The sequence below is a fragment of the Paraburkholderia sp. FW306-2-2C-D06C genome, assembly GCF_058781505.1.
Window position 1 is genome coordinate 25491 of sequence record NZ_JBYSWU010000009.1, and the last position, 13175, is coordinate 38665.

At 62.8% G+C, this 13175-nt stretch carries 14 protein-coding genes, 2 tRNA genes and 2 pseudogenes; 9 read left to right on the top strand and 9 right to left on the bottom strand.

Going from position 1 to position 13175, the window contains the following annotated elements:
* Positions 1 to 138 precede the first annotated feature (138 nt).
* The 3 genes and pseudogenes from AC3WLT_RS09085 to AC3WLT_RS09095 form a co-directional block, all read right to left on the bottom strand.
* Complete coding sequence (locus AC3WLT_RS09085) at positions 139 to 858, bottom strand: FadR/GntR family transcriptional regulator (protein ID WP_492591554.1); 720 nt, start codon at positions 856 to 858, stop codon at positions 139 to 141.
* A gap of 359 nt (positions 859 to 1217) precedes the next feature.
* Positions 1218 to 1532 (bottom strand): annotated as a pseudogene (locus AC3WLT_RS09090) (flavin reductase family protein); the annotation flags it as partial.
* A 686-nt stretch (positions 1533 to 2218) separates the two neighbouring features.
* The gene (locus tag AC3WLT_RS09095) at positions 2219 to 2449 is read right to left on the bottom strand and encodes a hypothetical protein (RefSeq protein WP_492591555.1); all 231 of its coding nucleotides are present in this window, start codon (positions 2447 to 2449) and stop codon (positions 2219 to 2221) included.
* Positions 2450 to 2675: 226 nt separating this feature from the next.
* On the opposite strand from AC3WLT_RS09095, the gene AC3WLT_RS09100 reads away from it, so the two are divergent.
* The 4 genes and pseudogenes from AC3WLT_RS09100 (at position 2676) to AC3WLT_RS09115 (ending at position 4862) form a co-directional block, all read left to right on the top strand.
* Complete coding sequence (locus AC3WLT_RS09100; RefSeq protein WP_006048767.1) at positions 2676 to 3410, top strand: Crp/Fnr family transcriptional regulator; 735 nt, start codon at positions 2676 to 2678, stop codon at positions 3408 to 3410.
* A gap of 34 nt (positions 3411 to 3444) precedes the next feature.
* Positions 3445 to 3624 (top strand): hypothetical protein, encoded by a 180-nt coding sequence (locus AC3WLT_RS09105; RefSeq protein ID WP_492591556.1) that lies wholly within the window; start codon positions 3445 to 3447, stop codon positions 3622 to 3624.
* Between the two features lie 96 nt (positions 3625 to 3720).
* Positions 3721 to 3906, top strand: a pseudogene (locus tag AC3WLT_RS09110) (sugar transferase); the annotation flags it as partial.
* The gene (locus AC3WLT_RS09115; RefSeq protein WP_492591557.1) at positions 3903 to 4862 is read left to right on the top strand and encodes a glycosyltransferase family 2 protein; all 960 of its coding nucleotides are present in this window, start codon (positions 3903 to 3905) and stop codon (positions 4860 to 4862) included. The pseudogene AC3WLT_RS09110 and the gene AC3WLT_RS09115, both read left to right, overlap by 4 nt.
* Positions 4863 to 4961: 99 nt before the next feature.
* Here AC3WLT_RS09115 and AC3WLT_RS09120 read toward each other — a convergent pair whose 3' ends face one another.
* From AC3WLT_RS09120 to AC3WLT_RS09130, 3 genes are read right to left on the bottom strand one after another with little or no spacing between them, the layout of a single operon-like run.
* Positions 4962 to 5384 carry a helix-turn-helix domain-containing protein gene (locus AC3WLT_RS09120; protein ID WP_492591671.1) on the bottom strand — a complete coding sequence of 141 codons (423 nt, stop codon included), beginning with the start codon at positions 5382 to 5384 and terminating at the stop codon, positions 4962 to 4964.
* A complete protein-coding gene (locus AC3WLT_RS09125; RefSeq protein WP_492591558.1) occupies positions 5381 to 5611 on the bottom strand; it encodes a type II toxin-antitoxin system HigB family toxin in 231 nt (76 codons plus the stop codon). Before AC3WLT_RS09125 ends, AC3WLT_RS09120 begins: the two co-directional genes overlap by 4 nt.
* Positions 5565 to 6776 carry a glycosyltransferase family 4 protein gene (locus AC3WLT_RS09130; protein ID WP_492591559.1) on the bottom strand — a complete coding sequence of 404 codons (1212 nt, stop codon included), beginning with the start codon at positions 6774 to 6776 and terminating at the stop codon, positions 5565 to 5567. Before AC3WLT_RS09130 ends, AC3WLT_RS09125 begins: the two co-directional genes overlap by 47 nt.
* A 355-nt stretch (positions 6777 to 7131) precedes the next feature.
* Here AC3WLT_RS09130 and AC3WLT_RS09135 point away from each other — a divergent pair, with 355 nt between their 5' ends.
* On the top strand, positions 7132 to 7257 hold the full coding sequence (locus tag AC3WLT_RS09135; RefSeq protein WP_492591560.1) for a hypothetical protein: 126 nt from the start codon (positions 7132 to 7134) through the stop codon (positions 7255 to 7257).
* 39 nt (positions 7258 to 7296) lie between these two features.
* On the opposite strand, the gene rpiA is transcribed toward AC3WLT_RS09135, so the two are convergent.
* The 3 genes from rpiA to rnr form a co-directional block, all read right to left on the bottom strand.
* A complete protein-coding gene (rpiA, locus tag AC3WLT_RS09140; protein ID WP_492591561.1) occupies positions 7297 to 7992 on the bottom strand; it encodes a ribose-5-phosphate isomerase RpiA in 696 nt (231 codons plus the stop codon).
* A 175-nt stretch (positions 7993 to 8167) separates the two neighbouring features.
* Positions 8168 to 8911 (bottom strand): 23S rRNA (guanosine(2251)-2'-O)-methyltransferase RlmB, encoded by a 744-nt coding sequence (gene rlmB, locus AC3WLT_RS09145; protein WP_492591562.1) that lies wholly within the window; start codon positions 8909 to 8911, stop codon positions 8168 to 8170.
* 197 nt (positions 8912 to 9108) lie between these two features.
* Complete coding sequence (gene rnr / locus AC3WLT_RS09150; protein WP_492591563.1) at positions 9109 to 11622, bottom strand: ribonuclease R; 2514 nt, start codon at positions 11620 to 11622, stop codon at positions 9109 to 9111.
* 304 nt (positions 11623 to 11926) lie between these two features.
* On the opposite strand from rnr, the gene AC3WLT_RS09155 reads away from it, so the two are divergent.
* From AC3WLT_RS09155 to AC3WLT_RS09170, 4 genes are all read left to right on the top strand, one after another.
* A tRNA-Leu gene (locus AC3WLT_RS09155) sits at positions 11927 to 12013 on the top strand.
* 219 nt (positions 12014 to 12232) lie between these two features.
* A tRNA-Leu gene (locus AC3WLT_RS09160) sits at positions 12233 to 12319 on the top strand.
* Between the two features lie 177 nt (positions 12320 to 12496).
* Positions 12497 to 12655, top strand: a complete 159-nt coding sequence (locus tag AC3WLT_RS09165; protein WP_492591672.1) for an Arm DNA-binding domain-containing protein — start codon at positions 12497 to 12499, stop codon at positions 12653 to 12655.
* A 116-nt stretch (positions 12656 to 12771) separates the two neighbouring features.
* Positions 12772 to 13119 (top strand): tautomerase family protein, encoded by a 348-nt coding sequence (locus AC3WLT_RS09170; protein WP_492591564.1) that lies wholly within the window; start codon positions 12772 to 12774, stop codon positions 13117 to 13119.
* Positions 13120 to 13175: the final 56 nt, after the last annotated feature.

Genomic DNA, 13175 nt, shown 5'->3' on the forward strand with positions numbered 1-13175 from the left:
GAACAGGCGCTATTGTCGCGCATGCCGCACGCTTATGCGTAGACATGCCGCCGCGCCGCTCGATCTGACACACAGTCCCGCCGGTCCCGCAGGCAATCGAATCAGACAGTGGCCGATGCGCCGCCGCAGCAGCCACCCTCAGCCGCGTACCGGAGGTATCGATGCAAAGGTACTGCCGATCTCGTCCGTGGAGAAGTCGATCATCGCCAGCGAAGCGAGTTCCGCTTCCTTCGGATCGCGCCGTTCGATCGCCTCGACCACGCGTTGATGCGTGTCGATGGCCTTCTCCCAGAAACCTTCCTTCTGGTTGACTATGGAGTTGACGGTGGAAAGCGCGCCGCGAATGATCGCCGCCATCTGCTTGAAGAACTGATTGCCACTGGCGACGACGATGCGCGTATGAAACAGCTCGTCGGCATCCTGATAGCCGGACTCCGCCGGGCGGATTGCACGGAACGCTTCGAAGGCCTCGCGAATCGCCGCGATGTCGGCTGCACTGCCGCGCGCGGCCGCCTGCGCCGACGCGCGCGGTTCGATCAGGATGCGAAACTCGATCACGTCGCGCAGAAACAGCGGATCGGGCTTCGCGCGAAAGCGCCAGTTCACGACGTCCTCGTCGATCATGCGCCAATCGCTCATCGGCCGGATGCGCGTGCCGATCTTCGGCCGCACGTCCAGCATGTCGCGCGCGAGCAGCATCGAGAGCGCCTCGCGCATCACGGTCCGACTGACGTCGAACTCCTTCGACAGCACATCCTGCGGTGGCAGGATCGCGCCGTATTTTTCTTCGACGATGCCCGTGACGAGCCCGTCCATGACCTTGCTCACCAGCGATCGATCCTTGTTTGCCTGTTCCATGACACTCTCCCCGAAGCGGTGTTTGCCCCCGCGTAGCCTGTTGATCAAGCAGCCCTCGTGTGTCGTTTTTATATGCGTATTGATTCTTCTACGATACGTTGCTAGCTTCAAACCAGTTGCGCCAGTTGGGACACTTCCTGACAGGGTTATCCCTCTGAAGAATTGTTTCGTCCGTGTAACGCAGCATGGTTTGACGGGCCATAAGCTTGCGTCACAAGCGTGCCTGCGTTGCCAAATTTGCATCGTGCGAAGACGCACGTAGTGAGACGAATAGGCGAATCCGCAACATCCGACGGGTGCGGACAAGGCAGATGCGCGAGGCACGAACGGATTTAAGCAAATCTGCAACGACGATCCGCTCAGCAGGCGCTCGTTGCGACCGACGCGTAACGCCCGCCAAAAAAGATCAGCGGCTCGTGTTCATCCAGTGAGAACATCCGCACTTCGCCGACGAGCAGCGTGTGATCGCCGCATGGATGGCGGTCCACCATCCGCGCCGCAAAGCGGGCCGCCGCGTGTTCGAGCAACACCACGTCCGGTAAGCCGTCGACCGGCGCGAAGCGGGGCGCGAGCCAGATCTGTGGCTCGCCGGCGAAGTGCCGGCGGTGCGGCTCCTGCGCGTCGGAGAGCACGCTGACGCCGAACAGCGCGCTCTCCATCAGCCGCTCGTGCATCACCGGACTTTGCTGGTTGAACGAACCATCGGCGAAGTCCGTGAGACGGCGCACTTCTCCAGCATTGATTCGATGGCCGCCGCGGTCGCCGAACTGCATCAGGCGAAGGCGGCAGCATGAACGCCCCGCTGCTGGACGCTGCCTCGGCGATGCCCGAGGAAGCCGCCACCACCGCACCGGCCGTGCGCGGTGCACGGCGCCTCGTTGAATTGCGGCGGGTTTGTTTCGTCTGCGCAATGGCGCGATGCCTGCACACTGACCGGCAGCGTGCGCGTGCCGCATGCCGAACGCAGGTGGCCGCATACGCATGGTGAACCGCGTGCCGTGCGGTCGAACTGGCGCCGAACCGTCCGGTTGCCGTGCCGCTCATCCCCTCGGCCCAACTCGTTGCGCACGCATCGAACCCGGTGTCGCTCCTGGCGTCGAACCCGGCGTTTAAACCTGACGCAACATGCGCGATACCCGCCGGCAAGGTGCGCGCGATCAATGCGATTTCCGCCACGTTCTACGGTTGACTGTCGTCCACGATCTAGACTCCCCTTCGCAATGCGCGTAAAGCCTTGTACCGCACGCATTCGTCTGTTTGTTTTCGCGCGCCACTGTTGGTTTTTCAGCGACTTTCCCGCCGCCAAAAAGGCGATCCGCACGACACCGTACGCCATGTATGGAACACATCTGAATCAATTTCAGCACATTTCGGACGCCTCGCTGAAACACGCCTGCAAAGGCTGTTTCGCCACTGCGGCGCCTTCCGGAGAACCGCTCGCCGCGGCTGCTAATCCAATCCGATCAAGGACTTGTGCCGAATAAAGAGATTGAGCGGTGGCATTGTCCGGGTCCGGCGCGCTGTACAGATTTGAAACAAAAAGCCACATTTCGCGTCGCGCACCGTTAAGGTCAGCTTCGCCGCGCCGCATCGGTTCTCGTTTCCCCCAGGGCTGGCACGCTCCTCGCTAAAGAGCTAGCGCGACACGGCGCCGCCGCGCACGAGATCTACAAGAACGGCGGCGGCGCGCAAGGCCATACGGGGCCGTTCCTGCGCATCCTTCGCTGCCCGCCAGGCAGCCGGTTGTCTCAATGGATGCAGGCATCGGATCAAAAAACAAGGAGTCGCGAGTGCGTGGCTTCAAGCGAGGACCGATCATGTTGACACTTCAATCAGACCTGCATGGCAACCATTTGCTCGGCGCCTTGCCGTCCCACGAATGGCAAGCGCTTGCTCCTCACCTCGAACTGGTCCATCTGCGCACCGAGCAGTTGCTGTGCGACTCCGGCCAGCGCATCCATCACGTCTACTTCCCGACCACCGCCATCATCTCGATGCTCTCGACGATGGAAGACGGCAGCTCGGTCGAAATCGCCGCGGTCGGCCGCGAAGGCATGACCGGCGTGCCGGTGCTCACGGGCGGCGAAACCATGCCGAACCGGGTGCAGGTGCAATGCGCCGGCTTCGCCTACCGGATGAGCGCACAGGCGCTCAAGCAGCAATTCGCCCGCTCCGACTTCCTGCGCCGCCTGATGCTGCTGTACATGCACGCCCTGCTCACGCAGGTCGCGCAAACGGCGGCCTGCAATCGCCACCACGCGCTGAACAAGCAGCTGTGCCGGTGGCTGCTGATCGAAGTGGACAGAGTCGCGTCGAATGATCTGACGGTCACCCAGCAACTGATCGCCGACATGCTCGGCGTGCGCCGCGAAGGCATCACCGAAGCGGCCGGCAAGCTGCACGACGAGGGTTTGATTCATCACAGCCGCGGCCATATCAAGGTGCTCGACCGCAAGGGTCTCGAAGCGCGCGCCTGCGAATGCTACGGCCTCGTCAAGCGCGAGTTCGACCGCCTTCTGCCGCGTCTGCGTCAGGCTGAAACCGTCGAGTAAGCGCCGTACCTGTCAGATTACCGGGCTAACCAATATGTTCAGGAATACTGCTCGATGTCTCGACACACTCTTTGTGATTGCGGGCGGCCTGCTCGCTCACTGGATGCGCTTTTCGACGCCGATTGCGTTGACGGACACCGAGCGTCTCCTGATCGCCTTCAACTGCGTGCTCGTGCTGCTGCTGTTTCCCGGCTTCGGCGTGTATGAAACGTGACGCGGCAAAGCGCTGGCGGCCATGCTCGCGCATCTCGAACACGCACCGCAAGCCGGTTTCAAACCAGTCTGCATGTTCGACACGGGCGCCGAAGGGATCAAGCCGGGCATCACCGGCTGGGCTCAGGTGAACGGCTATCGCGGCGCCACCACCAAGGTCGAAAAGATGGAGACGCGCGTCAAGTTCGATCTTTTCTATATCCACAACTAGTCGTTCTGGTTCGACATGAAGATCGTGTTCATCACGGTCTTCAAAGGCTTTGTCAACCGGAACGCATTTTGAACACGCCACCTCGGGAAGCGCTCGTGAAAGTCTCCGTGATCGTGCCGACCTACCGACGCTCCGCCGATCTGGCGCGCTGCCTCGCGGCACTCGATGCGCAGCGGCGCCGCGCCGACGAGGTGCTCGTGATCGCGCGTCACGACGACCACGCGACGCTCGACTGGCTGCGCACCCGCGCAGCGAGACGGCCCGACGCGCGCTTGTGGATCGTACTGGTGCGCACGCCCGGCGTGGTGGCCGCCTACAACCTGGGGCTGGAAAGCGCCAGCGGCGACGTGCTCTGCTTCACCGACGACGACGCCGCGCCGCATCCCGACTGGATCGAGCGGATCGCCGCCGCGTTCGAAAACGACGCCTCGCTCGGGGGCTTGGGCGGACGCGACATCGTGGATGAACGCAACGGCATTCTGCAGGGGCAGAAGCCGCGCGTGGGACTGGTGCGCTGGTATGGCCGCGCGATCGGCAATCACCATATCGGCCATGGCGCGGCCCGCGAGGTGCAGGTGCTCAAGGGCGTGAACATGGCGTTTCGCCGCGAAGCGATCGGCTCGCTTCGCTTCGACCGGCGTTTGCGCGGCACCGGCGCGCAGGTGCACTGCGAAATGGCCTTCAGCCTCGACGTGCAACGGCGCGGCTGGGCCCTGATCTACGACCCGTCGCTGCTGGTGGAGCATTTCCCGGCCCGGCGCAGCGACGAAGACCAGTGCTACGCCTTCAACGACGCGGCTTTCTATAACGCGTCATTCAATCTCCGACTCATCATGTGCGAATACCTGAGCCCACCTGGCCGATGGGCGTTTGTCGCTTACTCGACGCTGATCGGCGATCGCGCGGACCCGGGGTTCCTGCGCGCATTGTCGCTGGCATTCGGGAGCGGCGGCGCGGCACTCGCGTTTCGCAAATGGCGGGTTGGTTTACGCGCAATGCGCGGGGCATGGCAGGAGGCGGCACGCTGACCGATCAGCGCATCGCTTCACGCGAGGGACCACCAAATGAATAGGCACGCGTTTCAGTTCGGACGAAACGCAAGCGAGGTGGTGCTCGCTACGCCGTCCTTAAAGAAACGCGCTGACGTCGGTATGAAAACGCACCGCCAGCGCCTTCGCGACCTTCTTGCTGATGGCGCGGCGGCCCGCGAGAATATCGCTGACCACAGTGGGCGATGCGATCCCCATCAGATCCTTTTGCTTGAGTCCATGCGTTTCGAGCAGATGCCGCAGCACCTCGCGCGGCTCCGCTTTCGGGATCGTCACATTGCTGGTTTCCCAGTTCCCGATCAGGTCGGTGACGATCGCAAACAGATCGGCAAGCGGATCTTCTTCGTTGCCGTTCAGATGGTCGGAGAGAGAGTTGGCCAGCCGGACCATCTTCTGATAATCCTGCTCGCTGCGAATGGGTGTGAGAGACAACTGGCTTTGCAGCGCAGCCCAGGTCTGAGCGATGTCGGGAAAAGATCCCGGGAGGCGATCGGCATTCATGACTTTAAATTCTTCCTCGTCCAAAGGTCGTATTCCGCATACGTCAATACGTGACGAACGAATAACGACTGCCTGTTGTAGTGAATCGCCGCGACGATCCGGTAACGGTTGCCGCCCACATCGAACACTGTGTATTGCGGCGGCACGTAGTCCACGCCGACGAACGTCTGCTTCAGGTCGTTATAGCCATACGCGAGGCAAGCCTGCGCCAGCGAGTACCACGTCAACAGCGCACTGCGCGCGCCCGGATGCCTTTTTATAAAGTCCAGCAGGACGCTCGCCCGCCGCCGCGATTGTGCGCGTCACTTCGCACATGAAGGCGCGCCGGAACACCGCAGCCGAAAAGCGCTCGGCATTCGCACGGCACGCCGCCGGTGTGATCTGTTCACGCTGGCGTTCAAAGCGGTCGATCGCGTCGAGTACCGACACGACCGTTTGGCGTGCGAAATGCACTCCGGTAGGATGCGCCTCGCCGATCGGCACCACCGTTTCGAGCGCCCCGCCCTTGCCGAACGCGATCACCGGCGTGCCGCATGCCTGCGCTTCGAGCATGACGATGCCGGAGTCTTCTTCGGCGGCGAACACGAAAGCTCTCGCGCGCTGCATATGATCGCGGAGAACCGTGAATGGCTGATTGCCGAGGATCCTCACATTCGGACCGGCCCTGGCGCGAATCGCCGCCATCTCCGGACCGTCGCCGATCACGACCAGCTTGCGGTGCGGCGTCGCGGTAAAGGCTTCCACGATCAAGTCGATACGCTTGTACGGCACCATCCGCGAGGCGGTCAGATAGAAGTCTTCTTTGTGCGCGCGCATTTCGAACTTGTGCACGTCGACGGGCGGCGGAATCACTGCCGCATCGCGCCGATAGGCTTTCATCATGCGGCGCGCGACGAACTGCGAATTGGCGATCAACCGGTCGACGCCGTTCGCCGAATGCGAATCCCAGCCGCGCAGATAATTCAGCAGCATACGCGCGGCCCACGAGCGCGGCCCGCGCGTCAATTTCGCTTCGCGCAGATACTGGTGCTGCAGATCCCACGCGTAACGCATCGGCGAATGCACATAGCTCACGTGCGTCTGATCGGGGCCGACCAGCACGCCTTTGGCTACCGCATATGAACTGGTGATAACGAGGTCGTAGATCGACAGATCGAACTGTTCGATCGCGAGCGGCATCAGCGGCAGATACGCGCGATAGCGGCGCTGCGCAAATGGCAGGCGCTGGATGAACGAGGTCGTGACGGGTTTGCCGCCGAGCGGCCTGCGGTCTTCGAGAAAGTCGACGAGGCTGAAAAGATCCGCATCGGGAAAGCACGCGATGATCTGTTCGAGCACTTTTTCCGCGCCGTCGCGTGCGACGAGCCAGTCGTGCACGATCGCCACTTTCATAGTCTCGTTACCTATAGAAACAGCCCATGTCCATAGGATCGAGTGTAGGTGGCGCGTCGTTGGCCGTGCGTGCGCATGACCACATTCGACGCGCGACAGTCCGCGAATAATTAAGACTCGCCATTCGCCTCCTGCGAAGCAGGCACGCTCAATTAATTCGCCTTCCTATTCGACCGACGATCGACGTCTCTCCGCTCACCCATTCATTGCCGCTCGTTCAGCCAGCCTTGCCCGATACGCCCGCGACACCGTCAACACCCGTGGCATCCACAGCGCTCGCGATGCCGAGCGTGCTATTCGTCGATCAGAGCGGCCAGCTCGGCGGCACTGAATTCGCGCTGTTGCAACCGGCGCGTTGCGCGCCGAGCCGGCACTGGCGCAGCGCCTCGCGAAGCAGGCGCTCGCCGATGCGCAACACGAGTTTTCGGTCGAGCAGTATCTGCAACGGATGACGCAGGCCATCGCACAGGCCGCGCGCTAAAACCAGTTCAGGCGCGCGGCTGCATAAGGGTGGTCTTGCTTAACCCTTGCGGTACTCGATCGTCTCGACGCCGGTATCGGTGCCGAGCAGGCACAGATCCGCGCCGCGGCCGGCGAAGAGACCCACCGTCACCACGCCCGGCCATGCGTTGATGTGCATTTCCAGCGTGCGCGGATCGCTGATCCGCAGACCTTTGACGTCGAGAATCTCGTTGCCGTTGTCGGTGATGAACGGCACGCCTTCTTTCGTGACGCGCACCACCGGCACGCCGCCGAGCGCCGTGACGCGGCGGCCGATCGCGGTGCGCGCCATCGGCACGACTTCGATCGGCAGCGGGAAGTTGCCGAGCGTGTCGACCAGCTTGCTGGCATCGGCGATGCAGACGAACACGTCCGACACCGACGCGACGACTTTCTCGCGCGTCAGCGCGCCGCCGCCGCCCTTGATCATCGCGCCGCTGCGGTCGATTTCGTCGGCGCCGTCCACGTATACCGGCAGCGAATCGATTTCGTTCAGGTCGAGCACCTTGAAGCCATGCGATTGCAGGCGCGCGGCGGTGGCGAGCGAGCTCGACACCGCGCCGCGATAACGGGTCTTGTCGACGGCCAGCGCGTCGATGAAACAGTTCGCGGTGGAGCCGGTGCCGACGCCGATCACCGCGCCTTCGGGCACGTTGGCGTTCACGTAGTCGGCGGCGGCCTGGCCGACCAGTTGCTTGAGTTCGTCTTGAGTCATGGGAAAGGCAGGCGAGCAGTAAAAACGCCAAGTTTACCGGAGTGGCATGCGGGCGCCGGATTTATCGGGCAGATGCGCGGCGAAGCGGCGAGGCAGCCTGGTACTGGCGGTTGATGGGAGATGGGGGCGTCGAACCCGCGGCTTTGCGCCGAAGCCGGCTCGACGCCTCTTCAGTCTACTTCTTGACGGACCGCTGACGCACCGCTTCGAACAGGCACACGCCGCTCGCCACGGAGACGTTCAGGCTCTCGACCGTACCGGCCATCGGAATCTGCATGACCACGTCGCAGGTATCGCGCGTGAGGCGCCGCATGCCCTCGCCTTCGGCACCCATCACGAGAGCGACCGGACCGTCCAGTTCCGTCTCGTAGAGGCTCTGGGTCGCCTCGCCGGCCGTGCCGACCACCCACACGCCCGCTTCCTTCAATTCGCGCAGAGAGCGCGCCAGATTCGTGACGGTGATGTAAGGCACCGTATCGGCCGCGCCGCTCGCCACCTTGGCGGCCGTCGCGTTCAAACCCACCGCGCGATCGCGCGGCGCGATCACCGCGTGCGCGCCGGCGGCATCGGCGACGCGCAAGCAGGCGCCCAGATTATGCGGATCGGTCACGCCGTCCAGCACGAGAATCAACGGCGAACCGTTGATGCCGTCGAGCAGTTCGGCCAGGTTCTGCGCGAGCGGCATGTCGCTCGCGCGTGCGACCACGCCCTGGTGGCGCTCGGTATGCGCGAGGCCCCACAGACGCGTTTCATCGGCGGCGATCAGACGCACGCCGGCTTCCTTCGCCGCGTGCAGGAATTCGGTCATGCGACGGTCTTTGCGCGTCTGGTCGTAATAAACCTCTTCGACCGTCGACGCGTCGTGCCGCATACGCGCGGTCACTGCGTGGAAACCGTATAGAACCTTGAGACGTGCCATGACTGAAACAACCTTTGATTGAGCGCGCCTTTCATGCGCGCTGCTGTGATGAATACGACTTTGAGTGCAACCCGAATGCCAGCTGAATGCGGCCCGAGTACGAACCCGGTACGACGCGGGGCAAGACGAAATGCAGACCGCGCGCAACCGGTACATGCCGACGTACCCGATGCGCGCGGTTCAACCACCCTGCGGCTTCAGCGCTTCTTGCGCGACTGCGGTTTCGACGCCGATTTGGCCGTTGCGCCGCCATGCTTTTTCGCTGCGCCGCGCGCGGCGCGCGCTTCCTTGACAGCCGCGGTCTGCGCCGGTGCGGCCTTCTTGCGCCGCCCGCTCGCGCCGGCCGCGCCACCCGCCATGCCGTCAACCGGCGGCAACGGACGCACGCGCGCGCCGCCGTTCTCGCCGGAAACTTTGTCGGCCGGCGCCGGACGACCTGTCGGCGACTTGATCGGCGTATCGCGCACGAGGCGGAAGTCGATCTTGCGTGCATCGAGATCGACGCGGCTCACCTGCACCCGCACACGATCCGACAGACGATAACGAATGCCGGTGCGCTCGCCGCGCAGCTCGTTCTTGATCTCGTCGTACTGGAAGTAGTCCGAGCCCAGTTCGGTAACGTGCACGAGGCCTTCGATGAACAGCGCGTCGAGCTGCACGAAAATGCCGAACGACGTCACGCCGCTCACCATCCCGCCATACTCTTCGCCGAGCTTGTCGCGCATGAAATAGCACTTGAGCCACGCTTCGACGTCGCGCGATGCTTCGTCGGCGCGCCGCTCGTTGGCCGAGCAATGCAGACCGAGTTCTTCCCAGATCGCAACGTTGTTCGCACGGGCACGGCCGCGCTTTTCTTCGTCGGCCTGCTGCATCGCGCGGGCTCGCGGCGAGAGCGCCGTATTCAACTCGACGCCGTGCGGCGCTTCCGGCTGATACTTGCGGCCTTGCAGGATCGCGTAGATCGCGCGGTGCGTCAGCAGGTCAGGATAGCGGCGAATCGGGCTCGTGAAGTGCGCATACGCCTCATACGCGAGACCGAAGTGGCCGATGTTGTCCGGGCTATAGACGGCTTGCTGCATCGAGCGCAGCAGCATGGTCTGCATCATCTGCGCGTCGGGCCGTTCGCGGATCTGCGCCATCAGCGCGGCGTAATCGCTCGCGTGCGGCGCGTCGCCGCCGCCGAGCGACAGGCCCATGCCGCGCAGGAAAGTGCGCAGGTTTTCGAGCTTTTCGGCGGTCGGCCCGGCATGCACGCGGTACAGACCCGGATGCTTATGACGCTTGAGGAAGTCGGCCGCGCAGACGTTCGCCGCCAGCATGCACTCCTCGATCAGCTTGTGCGCGTCGTTGCGGGTGCGCGGCACGATCTGCTCGATCTTGCCCTGCGCATTGCAGACGATGTAGGTTTCCGTGGTATCGAAGTCGATCGCACCGCGCTTCTGGCGCGCGGCGAACAGCGACTTGTACACGCCGTACAGATTCTGCAACTGCGGCAGCAAGGCGGCGCGGCGCGCGGCTTCGGGGCCCTTGGTGTTCTTCAGCACCGCGGCCACTTCCGTATAGGTCAGCCGCGCCACCGAGTGCATCACGCCCGGATAGAACTGATACCCCTTCACTTCGCCGCGCGCGGTGACGATCATGTCGCACACCAGCACGCAACGGTCGACATTCGGGTTCAGCGAGCACAACCCGTTCGACAGCTTCTCCGGCAGCATCGGAATCACGCGGCGCGGGAAATAGACCGAGGTGCTGCGTTCGATCGCGTCGGCATCGAGCGCGCTTTTCGGGTGCACGTAGTGCGAGACATCCGCGATCGCGACGATCAGGCGGAAGCCTTCGCCGCGGCCCACCTGAATCGGCTCGCAGTACACGGCGTCGTCGAAGTCGCGGGCGTCTTCGCCGTCGATCGTGACGAGCGGCACGTCGCGCAGGTCGATGCGATGACGCGCGTCGACCGGACGGACTTCGTCGGGCAGCCTGGCGGCTTCATCGAGCGCGGCCTGGCCGAATTCGTGCGGCACGCCGTACTTGCGCACCGCGATTTCGATTTCCATGCCGGGGTCGTCGATATCGCCGAGCACTTCCACCACGCGGCCGAGCGGCTGCGAATGGCGGCTCGGGAAATCAGTCAGCTCGACCACCACCACCTGGCCGACCTTGGCTTTCTTGGTGTTCTGCGTGATCAGAATGTCGTGGCCGATGCGCTTGTCTTCCGGCGCGACGATCAGCGCGCCGTTCTCGTTGAGCAGCCGCCCGATCACACGCTTGTTGGCGCGATCCGTGACCTCGACGATGTGCCCTTCCGGACGCCCGCGCCGGTCATAGCCGACAATGCGCGCGAGCACGCGGTCGTTGTGCATGACCTTCTGCATCTCGCCGGTGGGCAGAAACAGATCGTCCTGGCCGTCGTCGCGCACGAGAAAACCGTAGCCGTCGCGATGGCCTTGCACACGGCCGGCGACGAAGTTCGACGGATGGGTCAACTGATAGAGATTGCGCTGATCGAGCCGGATCTGGCCGTCGCGCTCCATGGCGCCGAGGCGCTTGAAAAATCCTTCGCGCTCCTGGCGCTTGATCGACAAGGCTTCGGCGATGTCGTTCGCGGCAAGCGGCGCTTCACTCGTGCGCAAAACGCCCAGGATTTCTTCGCGGCTTGGAATCGGATACGGAAATTTGCTCAAGGGCTTGTCGATGATTTTTTCTCGTTGCATGGACGTCGGTCGGCGATGTGACTCGGCTTAAGAAGCGCTTGGGTTGCGCTCAAGTTGCACTTGCGATTGCACTGGAATGACTGCTCGGGTCTGGCTCGTTCAAGTCTGAGTCCGACGGGCGTGTGCACCGTGCCAACGAACTACTGCGAGGCATTCTAACACCCGTCTAGCGCGCCACGCGGCGCGTCAATAGTTGCCGCGAGCCGCGTGCAGTCTGGCTGCCGCGCTGTTTAAGCGGGTTTTGAGAAACGCTTGACAGCCCTGAATCTGTCGCTATAATGGCGTTCTTTGCTGTTCATCACCTGCCCAGGTGGCGAAATTGGTAGACGCACTAGGTTCAGGTCCTAGCGGTGGCAACACTGTGGAGGTTCGAGTCCTCTCTTGGGCACCAGATTCAAAAGTAAAGCCGCCTTCGGGCGGCTTTACTTTTTGTGTGAAGGCTCGTGATCGGATTGATTGATATTCGGATCATGAGTTTGCAGGACGGTCGTGGATGATTGGCGAGCTTGCTTCGCTGTCCGACAGCCGAACGGTTCGATGAAGCGATGTTGCAAGTAGGGATTGACACACTGCATCATCCCGTTAAAATAGCGGTCTAGCTTGAAAACGTGCCCAGGTGGCGGAATTGGTAGACGCACTAGGTTCAGGTCCTAGCGGTGGCAACATCGTGGAGGTTCGAGTCCTCTCCTGGGCACCATTAGTAGGTTCAGCAAGTTCCAAGATGTTCCAGAAACACCCCTGAAAAGCCCGCCTCTGCGGGCTTTTTTGTTTTCTGACGTCCAGCACCTTCCCCTCCAAGCCACCACCCATGCAGTACAGTAACCAGTACATTGAAAGTTCGAGCTAACCCAATGTACTAGGATCGCCATGCGCGCTGACAGCCAAACAGGTCGAAGCCGCCAAGCCATCGGCCAAGGAATACACCCTCAAGGACCGCGACGCCTTGTTTCTCTTCGTTGCAGTCAGTGGCGTGAAAAGCTGGCATTTTCGCTACAGCTTTGAGAGGGGTAGCTGCTTTACCTCATACAATTGATAGACAAGGCGGTTTAGTCAGTTTTTGAGTACGGCGCTCGCACGCACTCGGGCAAAAAGGGTTCGTTCATCGGTCGCTTTCCGCAGGCTCCCGGATGGTGATTCGATGCGCGATGCATGTTTCTTGAGGTCGAACAGCTGGACGGCAATGCGTTCATGGTGCCGAACGTGATCGGCACACTGAACGTGTTGCCGCGCGAGCGGGTCTTTGCGGGCGGCAAGGCGGGCGCGGCGGCGTTCGTCGAACTCAAGCTTCCCAGCATGGCGCTCGCGACGCCGGAGGCGAAGCGGCGCTTCATCGCGCGCGCGACGGAGGTAGTTGAGCAGGCGGCAGGCGGACGGCTGACGCGGGACCGCATCTGGGTCAACGTGGTGTACGCGGCCGATGGTGCCTGGGGGATCGCGGGACGCAGCTACGGCAACGCAGAGTTGATCGACATGATTGGCGCGGCCGCCGCGCGCTGAACGGCGCACCAGTGGCCCGATTGCGCTGGCGGCACGGACCTTGTCGCCCGGATGCG